The organism is Tenacibaculum sp. FZY0031, assembly GCF_036350695.1.
Classification (GTDB): Bacteria; Bacteroidota; Bacteroidia; order Flavobacteriales; family Flavobacteriaceae; genus Polaribacter.
Genome location: NZ_JAZDVY010000002.1, coordinates 131,458 through 147,997 on the forward strand (window position 1 = coordinate 131,458; position 16,540 = coordinate 147,997).

The 16,540-nt window shown below is 32.3% G+C and carries 14 protein-coding genes; 5 read left to right on the plus strand and 9 right to left on the minus strand.

Features of this window, described 5'->3' with window-relative positions:
• Positions 1–44 precede the first annotated feature (44 nt).
• A complete protein-coding gene (gene aceB, locus V1T75_RS02945; RefSeq protein ID WP_330487077.1) occupies positions 45–1,640 on the minus strand; it encodes a malate synthase A in 1,596 nt (531 codons plus the stop codon).
• A 156-nt stretch (positions 1,641–1,796) separates the two neighbouring features.
• On the opposite strand from aceB, the gene V1T75_RS02950 reads away from it, so the two are divergent.
• The 5 genes from V1T75_RS02950 to V1T75_RS02970 all read left to right on the plus strand — a co-directional run bounded on the left by V1T75_RS02950 (position 1,797) and on the right by V1T75_RS02970 (position 8,458).
• Positions 1,797–3,275 (plus strand): helix-turn-helix domain-containing protein, encoded by a 1,479-nt coding sequence (locus tag V1T75_RS02950; protein ID WP_330487335.1) that lies wholly within the window; start codon positions 1,797–1,799, stop codon positions 3,273–3,275.
• Between the two features lie 58 nt (positions 3,276–3,333).
• On the plus strand, positions 3,334–4,977 hold the full coding sequence (locus V1T75_RS02955) for an acyl-CoA carboxylase subunit beta (protein ID WP_330487078.1): 1,644 nt from the start codon (positions 3,334–3,336) through the stop codon (positions 4,975–4,977).
• A 15-nt stretch (positions 4,978–4,992) separates the two neighbouring features.
• Positions 4,993–6,984 (plus strand): DUF3352 domain-containing protein, encoded by a 1,992-nt coding sequence (locus tag V1T75_RS02960; protein WP_330487079.1) that lies wholly within the window; start codon positions 4,993–4,995, stop codon positions 6,982–6,984.
• A gap of 57 nt (positions 6,985–7,041) precedes the next feature.
• Entirely contained in the window at positions 7,042–7,764 is a 723-nt protein-coding gene (locus V1T75_RS02965) for a YebC/PmpR family DNA-binding transcriptional regulator (RefSeq protein ID WP_330487080.1), read from the plus strand.
• Positions 7,765–7,855: 91 nt separating this feature from the next.
• Positions 7,856–8,458 carry a hypothetical protein gene (locus V1T75_RS02970; protein WP_330487081.1) on the plus strand — a complete coding sequence of 201 codons (603 nt, stop codon included), beginning with the start codon at positions 7,856–7,858 and terminating at the stop codon, positions 8,456–8,458.
• Between the two features lie 32 nt (positions 8,459–8,490).
• Here the strand turns inward: V1T75_RS02970 and V1T75_RS02975 are convergent, their stop codons facing one another.
• The 8 genes from V1T75_RS02975 to menA form a co-directional block, all read right to left on the minus strand.
• Positions 8,491–10,266: a vWA domain-containing protein gene (locus tag V1T75_RS02975; RefSeq protein ID WP_330487082.1), complete on the minus strand. Its 1,776-nt coding sequence runs from the start codon at positions 10,264–10,266 to the stop codon at positions 8,491–8,493.
• A 99-nt stretch (positions 10,267–10,365) separates the two neighbouring features.
• Entirely contained in the window at positions 10,366–11,418 is a 1,053-nt protein-coding gene (locus tag V1T75_RS02980; RefSeq protein ID WP_330487083.1) for an AMP-binding protein, read from the minus strand.
• 25 nt (positions 11,419–11,443) lie between these two features.
• On the minus strand, positions 11,444–12,388 hold the full coding sequence (locus V1T75_RS02985; protein WP_330487084.1) for a CPBP family intramembrane glutamic endopeptidase: 945 nt from the start codon (positions 12,386–12,388) through the stop codon (positions 11,444–11,446).
• Between the two features lie 2 nt (positions 12,389–12,390).
• The gene (locus V1T75_RS02990) at positions 12,391–13,428 is read right to left on the minus strand and encodes an o-succinylbenzoate synthase (protein WP_330487085.1); all 1,038 of its coding nucleotides are present in this window, start codon (positions 13,426–13,428) and stop codon (positions 12,391–12,393) included.
• A gap of 11 nt (positions 13,429–13,439) precedes the next feature.
• Positions 13,440–13,958: an SRPBCC family protein gene (locus V1T75_RS02995; protein WP_330487086.1), complete on the minus strand. Its 519-nt coding sequence runs from the start codon at positions 13,956–13,958 to the stop codon at positions 13,440–13,442.
• 28 nt (positions 13,959–13,986) lie between these two features.
• Complete coding sequence (locus V1T75_RS03000; RefSeq protein WP_330487087.1) at positions 13,987–14,664, minus strand: metal-dependent hydrolase; 678 nt, start codon at positions 14,662–14,664, stop codon at positions 13,987–13,989.
• Positions 14,665–14,668: 4 nt separating this feature from the next.
• Positions 14,669–15,487: a DUF4349 domain-containing protein gene (locus V1T75_RS03005; RefSeq protein ID WP_330487088.1), complete on the minus strand. Its 819-nt coding sequence runs from the start codon at positions 15,485–15,487 to the stop codon at positions 14,669–14,671.
• 22 nt (positions 15,488–15,509) lie between these two features.
• Complete coding sequence (gene menA / locus V1T75_RS03010; RefSeq protein ID WP_443082039.1) at positions 15,510–16,457, minus strand: 1,4-dihydroxy-2-naphthoate octaprenyltransferase; 948 nt, start codon at positions 16,455–16,457, stop codon at positions 15,510–15,512.
• Positions 16,458–16,540 lie beyond the last annotated feature (83 nt).

Genomic DNA, 16,540 nt, shown 5'->3' on the forward strand with positions numbered 1-16,540 from the left:
TTTCTCTACAAATACCTTCTAAGCTTACACCTAAATAGCTTACTCTATAAATATTTATATGCTGGTAAGGTTAAAAACTCAACAAATTCTTTGTTTAAAATTAACTCGTCAAATAATTGAACGGCTAATTCAAATTTTCCGTTGTTATACCTGTCTTCACCTACATAACTTTTTATTTTTTTGAGTTCTTCTTTTTTAAATTGCTCGTACATGCCTTCCGTAAATGTTCTACCATCTTCAAGCATTACGCTTTTATGCAACCATTGCCATACCTGTGTTCGAGAAATTTCAGCAGTTGCTGCATCTTCCATCAAGTTATACAAGGCAGCGGCTCCTTGTCCCATTAACCAAGATTCTATATACAGAATTCCAACGTTGATATTTTCTCGTATTCCTTGTTCGGTAATAGTCCCTTCTGGTAATTCAACTAAATCTTTTTCGGTAATTGTTAAACCTTTCAACTTTTTATCTGTCTGATTCGCATTAGGCATTGTTGCATTAAAAACGTCCATTGCAATTGCTACCAAACCAGGATGTGCCACCCAAGTTCCATCATGACCATTCCTAACTTCTTGCTCCTTATCATTCTTCACCTTTGCAAAAGCTTCGTTATTTAACGCTTCGTTATTCTTTACTGGAATTTGCGCAGCCATTCCTCCCATAGCATGTACCCCTCGTTTGTGACACGATTGAATAACTCGTAACGAATACGCTTTCATAAATGGGCTACTCATGGTTACTTGTGAACGGTTTGGCACAATAAAACCAGTATGATTTCTGAATTTTTTAATGTATGAGAAAATATAATCCCAACGACCACAGTTTAAGCCAGCCATATGACCCTTTAACTCATAAATAATTTCATCTAACTGAAAACTTGCCGTGATGGTTTCAATTAACACCGTTGCTTTGATTGTTTTTTGTGGTACTCCCATATACTCTTGTGCAAATACAAAAACATCATTCCACCAACGAGCTTCTTTGTAATGTTCTAGTTTAGGTAAATAAAAATAAGTTGCACTTCCCTGCCCTTGCAAGGTTTTGATATTATGGAAGAAATACAAACCAAAATCAACCAAAGAACCCGACATTTTTACGCCATCTATCAACAAATGTTTTTCATTTAAGTGCAACCCTCTTGGTCTTACCAACAGGGTAGCCACTTTGTCTTTCAACTCATAACTTTTATCTTTTGCTGCATTGTAAAATGAAATTGTTTTATTTACTGCATCTCGTAGGTTTACTTGCCCATCTAAAATATTTTGAATGGTGGGTGAATTACTGTCTTCAAAATCTGCCATAAATGTTTTTGCTCCTGAATTCAATGCATTGATAATCATTTTGCGTTCTACTGGTCCAGTAATTTCTACTCTCCTATCCAACAAATCTTTAGGCAGTGGATCACATACCCAATCGCTCTCTCTTATCTCTTTGGTTTCTAAAGGGAATGAAGGATAATTTCCTGCATCAAAATAAACTTGTTCGATTTCTCTTTCTGCTAATAATCGTAGTCTTTGGCTGTTAAACTTTTCTTGAAGCTGTATTAAAAATGCTTTGGCTTCATTGGTCAAAACACTTTTATACTCGGCTTCATCAAAACCTACACATTGAATTTCTTTTGCTAAAACATCTTGATTCATACTATTTTATTTTTTATGTATTGATTGACAGTTCAATATTAAAAAAAAGAACTTAAACAAAAAAGCGAACGTTCGCTAAAAATATAAAATTTACAAATTTTTATTAATTCGCTAATTTTTATACCTTTGAATTACGAATCTTTTAATAAAAACATCTTGGAAGAAGAATATATCAGATTAGTTTTCGGATTAAAGCTTAAGCAAATACGCACAGATAAAAACCTATCTCTCTTTGGGTTAGCTAAATTAACAGGATTATCAAAATCGTATTTAAATGAAATTGAGAAAGGAAAAAAGTACCCAAAAACTGATAAAATTGTTATTCTTTCTGAGAAGCTAGAAGTGCCTTACGACCATTTAGTTTCTTTGAAGTTAGATAAAAACCTAGCACCTATTGGTGAAATTTTACAATCGAAAATTTTAAAAGAAATTCCTTTAGATCTATTTGGTATTCAAGAAAATAACCTGATTGATATTATTGCGAACGCCCCAGCCAAAGTAAATGCGTTTATAAGTACCATTATTAAGATTTCGCAAAACTACAATTTAACAAGAGAAAGCTTTTTTCTTGCTGCCTTACGTTCGTACCAAGAAGCACACAACAACTATTTTGAAGATATTGAAACGAAGGTTACCGATTTTATTAAGGCCTATCAAATAAATCCAAACAAACCTATTACTTCAAATGACTTAGAAGAAATTTTAATCGAAGAATACGGTTATACGATTGATAGCGAAGAGCTATCTAGGCATCAAAAGCTATCTGAACTCAGAAACATCTATATTCCAAAGAATAAAACACTTCTTATATATAATGACATAAACGAAGCGCAGAAAACATTTATTTTCGCTAAAGAACTAGCTTATAATTATTTACAAGTTGAAGATAGGTTATACACGTTTCCATGGATAAAATTTGAGAGCTTTGATGAAGTATTAAATAATTTTATTGCCTCATACTTTGCTGGTGCCTTAATTATTCCGAAAGATGATTTAATTCAAAAACTAACACAACTTTTTTCTTTAGAAACCTGGCAACCTATACAATTGCACAAAATTATTAGAAGTTATAATTGTTCTGACGAAACGTTTTATCAACGTTTAACGAACATTTTACCAAGACATTTTAATATTAAGAACCTGTTCTTTTTACGCTTTACACATAAAGAAGGTTCTCCTGTACATCGGCTTTCAAAAGAGTTACATATCACGCAGCAACAATCTCCACATGCCAATCGTAACAATGAACATTATTGCAGAAGATGGATTGCCATTAAAACAATTCAGGATTTAGAAGTTTCAAAAGATAAAAAATCGGCTTACGGAATTCAAATTTCGTCGTACGAAAATTCTCAAAAAGAATATTTAGTACTTTCTGCGGCTACTGCCGATCCTTTTAAAGAAAAAATTAATCGTAGTGTTAGCATAGGTATGTTACTTTCTCCACATTTAAAAAGAAAACTTCATTTTTTTGATGAAGATACTTTCACTAAAAAAACAGTAGGTGTTACTTGCGAAACATGCGCAGTACAAAATTGTAACGAACGCGTAGCAGAACCTTATATTTTACTAAAACAATCTAGAAATAAAGAAATAGAAAACACTGTTGAAAACATCATTCAATCGTATACCTAAACACCTTGTTTTGTACGTTGTTTTTCTTATTTTAGCACACGCAAACAAATAACTTACCATGGATCTTAACTTCAACAAAAACGAAGACCACAATAAACTTTTAGCATCTGATTTACGTCAACGCTTAGCCAAAGTAAAATTAGGCGGCGGACAAAAACGTATTGATAAGCATCATGAGAAAGGAAAATTAACTGCTCGTGAACGTATTGATTATTTATTAGACGACAAATCTAAGTCCATCGAAATTGCTGCCTTTGCTGGTGAAGGCATGTATCAAGAACACGGTGGATGTCCTTCTGGAGGTGTGGTTGTGAAAATGGGCTATGTTAGCGGTAAACAGTGCATTGTTGTTGCTAACGATGCTACCGTAAAAGCAGGAGCTTGGTTCCCTATAACAGGAAAGAAAAATTTAAGAGCACAAGAAATAGCTATTGAAAACAAACTTCCTATTATCTATTTGGTAGATTCTGCTGGAGTGTACTTACCAATGCAAGATGAAATTTTTCCTGATAAAGAACACTTCGGAAGAATTTTTAGAAACAATGCGGTAATGAGTAGCATGGGAATCACACAAATTGCTGCGGTTATGGGAAGTTGTGTTGCTGGTGGTGCCTACTTGCCTATTATGAGTGATGAAGCACTTATTGTAGACAAAACAGGAAGTATTTTCTTAGCTGGTAGTTATTTAGTTAAAGCTGCTATTGGAGAAAGTATCGATAACGAAACGTTGGGTGGAGCTACCACACATTGTGAAGTATCTGGGGTTACCGATTACAAAGCAAAAGATGATAAAGACGCTTTAGACACCATAAAAAACTTGCTAGATAAGATTGGAGATTACGACAAAGCTGGTTTTAACCGTAAAGAAGCGTTCCCTCCAAAAGAAAATGAAGATGATATTTTCGGAATTTTACCAAAAGCTCGTAATGAACAATACGATATGATGGAAATCATCAAGCGTTTGGTAGATCATTCTGAATTTGAAGAATATAAGGCAGGTTACGGTCAAACCATTATTACTGGATACGCTCGTATTGATGGGTGGGCTGTTGGTATTGTTGCCAATCAACGTAAAATTGTAAAATCGAAAGGAGTCAAAACAAAACCTAGCGAAATGCAGTTTGGTGGGGTAATTTATAACGATTCTGCTGATAAAGCTACTCGATTTATTGCCAACTGTAACCAAAAGAAAATTCCGTTAGTGTTCTTACAAGATGTTACTGGATTTATGGTAGGAAGTAAATCTGAACATAGTGGAATCATTAAAGACGGAGCCAAAATGGTAAATGCTGTTAGTAACTCTGTAGTTCCTAAATTTACTGTGGTTATAGGTAACTCTTATGGAGCAGGAAATTACGCTATGTGTGGGAAAGCCTACGACCCTCGTTTAATTGTCGCTTGGCCTAGTGCTGAATTAGCTGTGATGAGTGGAGCCTCTGCTGCCAAAGTATTATTACAAATTGAAACAGCTGCCTTAAAGAAAAAAGGAGAAGAAATTACTACTGAAAAAGAAGCTGAATTATTTGACAAAATAAAATCGAGATACGATAATCAAATATCTCCTTATTATGCTGCTGCAAGAATTTGGACTGATGCTGTGATTAACCCACTAGATACCAGAACTTGGATTTCTATGGGAATAGAAGCAGCTGACCACGCTCCTATTGAAAAGCCTTTCAACCTAGGAGTGTTACAAGTTTAAAACATAGAAAGCAGCATGAAGAGAAAAGTATTTTGGGGTATTATTGCCCTTGTAATTGGTTTTGTAATCTATCAGGTTTATATTTTCACCTTATCTGAAAATGACAATATCAAATCTATTTACTTAGTTCCTGATAATGCTGTTTTTATAGTTGATACAGAAAGGCCTATTGATACTTGGGATGAAATAAGCTCAAGTGAAATTTGGACGCATCTTCAATCCAATCAACAAATCAATAAACTATCTGAAGGTCTCCATAGTTTAGATGAAACCTTTAAAGCAAAAAAGGAAATTTTCGACTTTATCGGAGAACGTAATCTAGTGATCTCTGTACATGTATTTAGCCCAAAGAAATACGGATTATTATATATTGCTGATTTACAAAAATTTTCTAAACTCATCTTTTTAAAAAGGGCTATTAGTAATTTAGCAGGTGAAGACTATAAAGTAACCAAACGCGTATACAAAAAGCATGAAATTATAGAACTGTATAATAAGCAGACAAGAGAAACCTTACATCTTTCCTTTATTAAAAATCAGGTCGTTGCTTCTTATACTCACCTTTTGGTTGAACAATCAATAGACCAATACTTAAACCCTATTATTGGTCGTGATCTCAACTTTTTAGAAATAAAAAGAAAAACAGATACTGATGGCTTTTTTAATATGTACTTACAACATAAATACCTAAAAGACTATCTCAACTGTTTTACCAGTTCAAGTAATTTAGATTTCTTAAATAAAGAAGCATTCTTCTACTCTGGTTTAGATATATCAATTATAGAAGGAGTTATCGTTCAAGCTACAGGTTTTACAAATGTTGATAGCAACTCGCAAACCTACTTAAAAGTATTGCAAAAATCTGGAGTTGGCAAGCGTAGTGTTGCTAAAGTAGCACCCAAAAATACTTCTTTATACCTTAGTTTTGCTTTTGATGACTTTAAAACCTTCAATAGCAATCTAGAAAAACTCCAACAAGAAAATCCAGCTGAATTTAAAATGTATACTGATCAGCTCGCTATGATTGAGGATAAATTAGATATAAGTGTATCTGAAAATATTTATAGTTGGATTGGTAGTGAAATAGCTTTAATTCACTTTAATACTGAACTTTCGAAAAACAAAAAAGATATCGCTGCTATTATTAAGGTTGATGACATTGATAATACAAAAGAAAACCTCCAGCTTATTCTTTCTAAGATTAAAGAAAACACCCCTTTAAAATACAAACAAATCGATTATAGAGGGTATCCTATTAACTTTTTTGATTTAAAAGGATTCTTTAAAATGTTAGCAGGAAACATGTTTTCTAAAATGGAGAAGCCTTACTTTACCATTATTGATGATTTTGTAGTTTTTAGTACTAGTCCAAATACCATTAAAGAAATTATTAACAACCACTTAATAGGATACACCCTAGAAAGCTCTGAAAAATTCGATGATTTTAATTATCATTTTGAGAAAAAATCTAGTGTATTTGCTTATGTAAACACTCCAAATTCCTACAAAGACCTTTTAAGTTTAGTTGACAATAAAACTCGACGTGAACTTCAAAAAAACAAACCATATATAACTTGCTTTTCACAAATTGGAATGCAGCTAATTGCTTCTGACGACTTATTTGAAAGCAATATTTCTCTTGTTTTTGAAGATCCTAAAAATATTGATGTAAATTCTCAAAAAGACAAAGAATTAAGAGAAAAGTTACTGCTAGAGTTAGCTCCTTATAAAGACTCAACAAATACTCAAAATTCTACATCATTTTTCAAAACACCTCCAATACACCCTTCAGATTTAAGCGCTAAATCGTACAAGGAGTATTATAAAAACGGAAAACTAAAGTTTGAGGTAGACTTAGATGATGGTTTAAAAGATGGCTCTTATAAATCTTACTATGAAAACGGAAATATAAAAGTCAAAGGACATTATAAAAATGATAAGCAAAGTGGAACTTGGAAAGCTTATGATGAACAAACAGGTGATGTAATTTTCAAAAAACATTTTTAATTGCAATATTTTATAGCATTAGTTACATTTGCCAAGCAAAATTAAAACAGAATACACATGGGAAGAGCATTCGAATTTAGGAAAGCAAGAAAGATGAAACGTTGGTCAGCTATGGCTAAAACCTTTACTCGTATTGGTAAAGATATCGTTATGGCAGTTAAAGAAGGTGGTCCCAACCCTGAGACCAACTCTCGTTTGCGTGTAGTAATTCAAAATGCGAAGGCTGCCAACATGCCAAAAGACAATGTTGAGCGCGCCATTAAAAAGGCATCTGATAAAAATACAGAAAACTATAAAGAAGTATTATTTGAAGGATATGCACCTCATGGAATTGCTGTTTTAGTAGAAACCGCTACTAACAACAACAACCGTACAGTAGCCAATGTACGTGCTGCTTTTAACAAGTGTAATGGAAATTTAGGAACCTCTGGTTCAGTTGCTTTTATGTTTGACCATGTGGTTAACTTTAAAGTAAAAGAAGATTCATTAGGTATGGATTTAGAAGAGTTTGAAATGGAAATGATTGACTTTGAAGTAGAAGAAGTTTTTGCCGACGAAGAAGATAGTTCGGTAATGCTGTATGCTCCGTTTGAACAATTTGGTGCTATTCAAAAATATTTAGAAGAAAATAATATTGAAATTCTTTCTTCTGAATTTGAACGTATACCTACGACCACTACTGCCATTTCTGATGAGCAAAAGGAAGAAGTAAACAAACTTTTAGAAAGGTTGGAAGAGGATGATGACGTAAACAACGTTTATCATTCAATGGAAGAATAACAAACATCTTCTTATTCAAAACATATAAATCCAACGAAAATAATCGTTGGATTTTTTTTATATATTTACTCTAACCAAACCTCTCATAATCATGATTTTCTACGGAACCAAAGGTGCGCATTTACACAGCGAAAAAGTTAGCGGTGTAAAATGTAATCACTGCGAACAGCAAAACGCTCACACCATTAGTATTTTTGGTAAATACTTTTACATTTATTGGATCCCTATTTTTCCTATAGGTAAAAAAGGAGTCTCTGAATGTAATCATTGTAAAGCTACGTACGAACGTAAAAATATGAGCGAACAGTTAAAACTAGCTCACGACAACGTAAAACGAAATGCTAAAACACCTTTTACACATTGGATAGGTTCTTTATTAATGGGAGCTATAATTCTCTTTGGAATCTACTCAGCACAACAGCATGACAAAAATGTTGTTACCTATATTAATTCCCCTCAAGTTAACGATATTGTTGAATACAAGTCATCCGACAAAGCCTACTCTACCGTAAAAGTAACAAACGTTACCGCCGATTCTATTTTCTTTGTAGCCAACTCTATGGAAATAAGCAGAAAAAGTAAACTTTATAAGATAGACAAAGAGAAAAACTATAACGCCGAACGATTTGGAATGAGTTTAACTGATTATAAAAAAGCTTTTGACACTAACGATTTTTTAGATGTTGACAGGTAAAAAACAGGGCATTTAACCCTGTTTTTTAATTCTTAATTATACATTTTCACTAATCTAACGAACTCTGCTTTATAACCATCTTTATCCTCTCCTATTTCTCCCTCTGTCAAACTAAGTACATCTTCAATTTTTGAATTATTTTTAAATTTTGATTTACTTAATTGCATTCCAAATAAAGCTACTGCTGAAATAAAATTCATATCATTCGTTGGTGCCAATACTTCATTTTTAACCGTTTTTACCAACTCTATACTCTTGTTGCCTTTTGGTAATTTGTACCTAAACTTCACGGTTAATAATTCATCATTAAAACTATCTAATTGTTTATTTTGAGTATACTTTAATTTAGGTAGTTTTTTTAGAAATTTACTTTTTACTCCTACAGGAATTACCTCATACAATGCGGTTACTGTATGACCACTACCTAACTCTCCTGCATCTTTTGTATCGTCTACAAAGTCTTCATCATTTAATAATCTATTTTCATACCCTATTAAACGGTACGCTTGTACTTTCTTTGGATTGAATTCTACTTGAATTTTCACATCCTTTGCAATGGTATATAAAGTTCCTCCAAATTCTTTACCAAATATTTTTTGTGCTTCTTGCATCGTGTCGATATACGCATGGTTTCCATTCCCTTTAGCTGCTAAAACTTCTAATTTATCATCTTGGTAATTTCCATAACCAAAACCTAAAACCGATAAAAATACACCTGATTTACGTTTTTCCTCTATCAACGCTTCCATTGCTACATTACTTGAAGCTCCTACATTAAAATCACCGTCTGTAGCTAAAATAACACGGTTATTTCCATCTTGTATATAATTTTCTTTTGCTAGTTTATACGCTAACTCAATTCCTTCCCCTCCTGCTGTTGAACCTCCTGCTTCTAATTGATTCAAGGCTTCAAGTATCGTTTCTTTTTCACTTCCTGATGTAGGCTTTAAAACTACCCCTGCTGCTCCTGCGTACACAACAATTGCTACTTTATCTTTTTCTCTCAGCTGATTTACTAATAACTTAAAAGCTGACTTTAACAATGGTAGCTTGTTTTGATCTGACATAGACCCCGAAACATCTATTAAAAAAGTCAAATTAGAAGTCGGTAAATTCTCTTGTTCATATTCTTTTCCCTTTAACCCAATTCTTACCAACTGAGTATCTTTATTCCATGGAGTCGTAACAATCTCTGTAGTAATTGAAAAAGGATGTTTTCCTGTAGGTTGTGGGTAGTTATAATCAAAGTAATTAATCATTTCTTCAATCTTAACTGCTTCTTTTGGTACTTTTTGACCGCTATTAATCATTCTTCTTACATTACTGTAAGAAGCTTTATCAACATCAATAGAAAATGTAGACAAGGGAGAGTTAACAGGGCTTTTAAAAATATTTTCATTTCTTGCTGCATACGAATCTCTATTTTCAATTTGATTATGTCCTCTAATTCTAACAGCTTTTGAGACCGATAATTTTCTCCTTTTTGAAATACCGTAGGCTGCTACTACAACTTCTTCTAAAACATCATCAGCCTTCATAACTACATTAATCACAGAAATTTCTCCTACATTCTTTTGTACTGTTTTCATCCCTACAAAAGAAAATACCAAAACATCACCTTGTGTGGCTGGTATAGAGTATTTACCATCAAAATCAGTTTCAGTTCCATTGGTTGTTCCTTTTACCACAATAGTCACTCCTGGTAACGGACCTGATTCATCTGAAACTACACCTGTAATTGTTCTTTGTTGCGCTGCAAGTGCTATTGAACTCAACAATAGCATTACATAAAATAGTTTTTTAAACATAGCTTTTCGTTTTAAAGTTTACATAAAACTAGCTAACCTTATATTTTTATAAAACCTTAAATGAGTAAACAAGCTTATTAGAAAAGTAAACGATACTTTTTAGTGAGGTAAAATTTTAGCGAGTGTTTTTTTACGTTGGATTTTTTTTGTCTCTGTTTCTACAAATCTATCTACAAAGTAAATATCTTTTGGAGTTTCATATTTAGTCAGATTCTTTGCTTCGTTCAAGATAACATTGTATTCTTTCCCTTCTATGACAAGTACTAACTTCTCTCCTAGTCTCTTGTCTGGAACACCAATAACAAAAAAACGATTCGAAATAATTTTAGAGAGTTTTTCTTCAATTTTCTCTGGATGTAGCTTAATTCCACCAGAATTAATGACATTGTCATAGCGACCTAGCCATTCAAATTCTCTTTCAGAAACCAACCGAACTACATCGTTTGTTATAATTTTTTCTTGAGCTACTTTTGGTGCCTCAATTACCAAACAATTTCGATTGTCTTGTGAAAGATGTACATCAGGTAAAGTCTTGTAATAAGATTTCTCACTATCGTTTGAAATGACATTATTCAGTTTTTTCACAGCAATATGTGTAATGGTTTCAGTCATTCCATAGGTAGCAAAAACTTGAGTAGATAAGTTCTGAATTTCTCCTATCAAGTCATTAGATACTACTCCACCTCCTACAATTAGTTTTTTTACTTTTTGTAAATCTTTTAACGAGTTTTGCAACTGCATTGGGACCATTGCAGAAAAATCATACATTGTATCTATTCCTTCTAATGGATTAGAAATTGCTTCTACAACATCAAGCTTCCACCCTAACGTTAAAGCTCGGACTAGCATCATTTTTCCTGCAATATAATCGGTAGAAAGACACAATAAAGCAGTAGTGTTTTCTTTCAATTCGAAAAAAGTTCCCGTTGCCTCTGCTGAGTTTTTCATAAACTCTTTTTTCAACGGAATTGGTTTCGGTTTTCCCGTAGAGCCAGAAGTTTGTACTATGACAAAATCTTCAGCATTAAACCAATCTGATAAAAATGAAAAAACAGAATTATTTATTGTTTTAGAAAAACTCAAGAGTTCTTCTTCCGAAGAAAAAGATATTCCATTTAACTGAAAACTTTTATGAAAATTTAGGTTATTCACTACGTCCAGAACACTGTTTTTATAGTTATTGGTTAATTATTTCTGGTTTTTCTATATTTCCAAACAGTTTTTCTTTCCAATTTTTCCAACCATATTTTTTTGAGAACAGTAGTAACATTAAAGGATATAAAACAAATACTGGTAAAAACATTTCTATCCCTACCGAAGGATCTGAAGTATCAACAAATAAAGCATCCGTTTGAAAAACGGTCCAATCTGTTGTTACCAAGAATGCAGCTACAATATTATTAATAGCATGCAAACCTAATGCTAATTCTGTTCCTTCATCCATTAGTGTTGTTATTCCGAAAAAGAAACCTGTTCCTATATAAAAAACCATTGAAATATACCCTAGCTTCTCTACTTCTGGATTTGCTCCGTGTAATAAACCAAAAGCTACCGAAGTTACTATTAATGGAACCCATCTGTTTTTAAACCAAGTACCAAGTCCTTGCATAAAATATCCTCTAAAAAGTAATTCTTCAAAACTTGTTTGAATAGGCAAAAACAAAAATGATACTATCACTAAAGTGAAAAAAGGCAGAGGTTTAAAGTTCCATGTATAATTTTCAGGAGATAAAAGAATATCAGAAGACACTACTACTACAGATAGTATTCCCCATACAAAGAAACCAAACCAAAAGCGATTCCAATCTATTCTATTTCTACTTGTTATAACTGTTTTAATAGCTCTTTTATGAATATATTTTATTCCTAAAAATAACGAAGCTAATCCAAAAGCAAACATCACCACCATCATAAATAAAAACAGGTTTTTATTTATTCCCAGACTCATAAAACTATCATCTGCCGCTCTTAAAAATTCACTCGTATTTTCAGAATGTAAAACTGCTGTTATTGCCAGAGGAATTACACCAATAAATTGCCACCCCAATAAAACTATAAAAATAACTAGTAGGTATACATACCACTGATTTTGTCCTTTATAGGCTTGTTGTATAAAATTCATAATTAAATATTAACGTTCCAGTTTTTATTTGTGTTATACCTCAAACTTCCATTCAAAACTTCCAACGGACTTTCAAAATTGTTGGTAAACAAGCTTCCTGTTCCTAACCCTTGTGGTAATGGATTATTTAACGTGTACGTCCATTGTGCGATTGCATTTAACCCTATGTTACTTTCCAAGGCACTGGTTATCCAATTACCTGCGTTATGGTTGGATGCTATTTGAATCCATTCCTTACTACCTTTAAACCCACCAACCAAACTAGGTTTTAAAATAATATACTGAGGTTGGATTGTAGCTATACAGTTTTCTTTTTCTTTGGAAGAGAAAACGCCTATCAATTCTTCATCTATCGCAATTGGCAAGGGTGTTTTTTCACATAAACTTGCCATTTCTTGCCATTGTCCTTGTTTTATTGGTTGTTCTATAGAGTGTAATTCTAACTCAGATAATTTTTGTAATTTTTCTAAAGCATTTTGGGGTAAAAAAGCTCCGTTAGCATCTACACGAAGTTCAATTTCTTTGGCTGAAAATTCTTTTCGTATTGATTGTAACAAGGCTATTTCTGTATCAAAATCTATCGCTCCAATTTTCATCTTTATCGTAGTAAAACCTTGTTGCAACTTATCTTTTATTTGTTGTTGCATAAAGGCTTTATCTCCCATCCAAATTAATCCGTTTATAGAAATTTGTTGCTTTCCTTCGGTAAACTTAGATGGAAATAATTCAAATGGTGTTTGGTTTTCTATGGATAAAAATGCCTGTTCTAATCCAAATTGTATCGACGGAAACTCGTTGAGTTCAAGTAATAATTTCTCTAAGCCAGAATTAATATTGTTACACACCCACTGTAATTTCTCTTCATAATCGGGTTTATCATCAGCACTTAAACCTCTGAATAAACCGCATTCTCCAAAACCTTTCTTTCCTTCATTTTCTAAAATTAGAAACCAAGTTTCCTTGGTTCTTAAAACTCCACGAGAGGTACCACTTGCCTGTTTAAAATTCAGTAAGTATTTATGGTAGGTAGCTTTTATCAATTGTTCGTGTTTTAATTATGAGCTTCAGAAGCTTTTTTAAAATTTTCTAAATATTGCTGACTCATTTTTTTCAATGCTCCTTTAAAATATGGAAATAAACAGCTCATTACATACGATTCACTAGTACAGGTAGTAGTTTGTACTATTTTAGTTGAGTTTCCTTCAGAAATAAATGTATAATCATCTGTTTTTAGCATATTTTCTGCATCAAAGTGAAGAGTAAGTTGTTCATTTTCTTTATACGCTAATACTTCTTCTGTCATAGTTATCAATTTACCTTGATTTTCAACAACTACTTTATATTTACTTCCAATTTTATTGGGCTGTTCTTTTAAAATTTCTATTGATTTTACTTCTGGCATCCATTCTTTCATCAGTTCTTTATCTTGAAAATCTATAAAAACTTCATTCACTGGCTTATTAATTGTTACCTCATTCACATATACAACTTCTTTTACTATGAGTCCTGTTAGGAAAAAAGCAAGAATTAAAACTGTTATTACTCCTAAAATTATTTTAATTTTTTTCATGTATATAATACCTAAATAAAAGGTTTACTTAAATAGTTATTGTTTGTCCGATTTCTAAAATTAACAATTCTTTTTTTGCTTGAGCAAACTTTTCTTTAGCTTCTTCTACATCTATTTCGATTGGAGGAAAGGTATTAAAATGACATCCTATGACCTTATTACAAATCACTAAATCACTTGCTATAATAGCATCATCAACTCCCATGGTAAAATTATCTCCTAAAGGAAAAATAGAGGCTGTTAAGTTTGTAGACATCGGTATTAATTGCATATCCATTGTTACCGCTGTATCTCCAGATATGTACAAGGACTTTTCTCCTGCTGTTATTACAAAACCACCCGGTTGCCCTCCATAACTTCCATCAGCAAATGAAGAAGTGTGAATAGCGTTGACATATTTGGCTGAAAACACCTCGTTTTTATATGTACCTCCATGGTTCACGGCATGTCCTTTTAAATCTTTAGCAGCATAATATGTTACAATTTCAAAGTTTGAAATAATTGTAGCTCCTGTTCTTTCTGCAATGTGCTCTACATCCAATACATGATCTTGATGCGCATGTGTAAGTAATATATAATCTGCTTTTACTTGATCTACGTCTATATTAGTAGCTAATGGGTTTCCTGTAATAAAAGGGTCGACTAATATGTATGTTCCGTTAATTTCAATACCAAAACATGCGTGACCGTAAAAAGTGATTTTCATGTATCTATTCTTTTCGTTTAATTCGTTTCTTTATGAATATAATTAATAAAACTATTAAAAGTATAAATGGCCAAATATTTATCAAACCGATAAAGAACCATTTTATATTGTCTACTCCATTACCAAAAGCATCAGCTATACGTCTTCCAAAACTTTTGGAATAAGTGTTACTTACTTCTTTTTTATAAAATCGAATTGATAAGGTTGAAAACGACACTTGATTTTGTAAATACTTCAAACGTCCTTCCATCGATTCAATGTCAGATCTTACATTGGCTAGTTCTCTTTCAACTTCTAAAATTTCTTTTACCGAACTAGCTTTATTTAGTATTTCGCTATATCGTTGTTCTACTTCTTTTTTTACTTTCAAACGTGCTTGTACATCCAAAAATTGTTCTGTTACATCGTTAACAGAGATATTCTTATTATCAAACCTTGCTACTTTTGATGAAATCTCATTTAAAAAAGTATCAAAACTTTCTGAAGGAATTCGAACCGTTAAATTTGAAGTAATATTTTGAGAAGATTTGTACTCGTTATCAGCAGAAATGTATCCGTTATATTTTTTTACTGCTTGCTCTATATGATTTCTTGTCTCTAATAAATCATCTGTCTCAAATGAAATATCTCCTGTTTTAATAAGTTTTCTTTCAATTGTTACTTCTTTATTCTCTGATGCAACTTCTGATGCTTCTACAATTTCTTTAGTAATATCAAAATTTCCTGAAGTTTTAAGCTCTCCATAAGAGGTTGGGTTCGCTCCTTTGCTATTGCAGCTAATAAATAATAGAAACGTTCCGAAAAAGACTAAAATAGTTCTCATAGTATTAAATTTTCTCGGGAAGTTACAAAATTTGACCTAATCCGAATAAAATTGAAAAAAGAAAGGTACTGAGCGCCACTTTTTTAAGCTCTCCATCTAACAAGGCTTCTTCTTTATTTTTATATACAAAAACTAAATGTTTTACCAAAGGAAGGTAAGCTATGACAAACAAAAATTGGTAAGGTGACTGAAACTTAATTACCGTATATAATAAAGCAACTATAAAAGACGCTATAATTAAAAAATAGTGATAAAATTTTGCAGATTCTCCTCCCATTTTCACTACCAACGTATTTTTTCCGGATTTTGCATCATTCTCTCTATCACGCATATTATTTAAATTAAGCACTGCAGTACTTAACAATCCAACTGTAATTGCTGGTAAAAAAATGATAAAGTTCAATTGTTTTGTATATAAAAAATAGGTTCCAACGACTGCTAACAATCCGAAAAAGATAAAAACGAAAATATCTCCAAATCCACTATAACCATAAGCAGATTTCCCAACGGTATATTTTATAGCAGCAACAATTGAAGCGATTCCTAATCCGAAGAAAATTACTGAATACAAAAAATTGTCTTTACCAAAGGAAACATAAATCAGTAGCAATGCAATAATAGTCGTAATGACTCCTGTAACAATCATTGCGTTTTTCATTTGTTTTGGAGTAATCGCTCCTGAAGCTACCATACGTGCTTCTCCTTCCCTTTCATTATCTGTACCTTTTATTCCATCTCCGTAATCATTGGCAAAGTTAGATAATACTTGAAAACCAATAGTGGTTAAAATTGCTAACCAAAAAATAGAAGACTCCAATATATTTTTTCTTCCTACACAAATAGTTGTATCAAAAAGAGTTGAAGACACTTTCAAAAAAGATTCATTTAATCCTAAAAAGGCTCCAACAATAATTCCTGAAACGGATAATGGTAAGGTACGTAAACGTGCTGCTTTTATGTAGTTTTTCATTGAGATAGTATGATTTTCAAAGATAGTTATTTACGCATAAAAAAAGGAAAGCTACGCTTTCCTTTTATCTTAAAGTATATGAG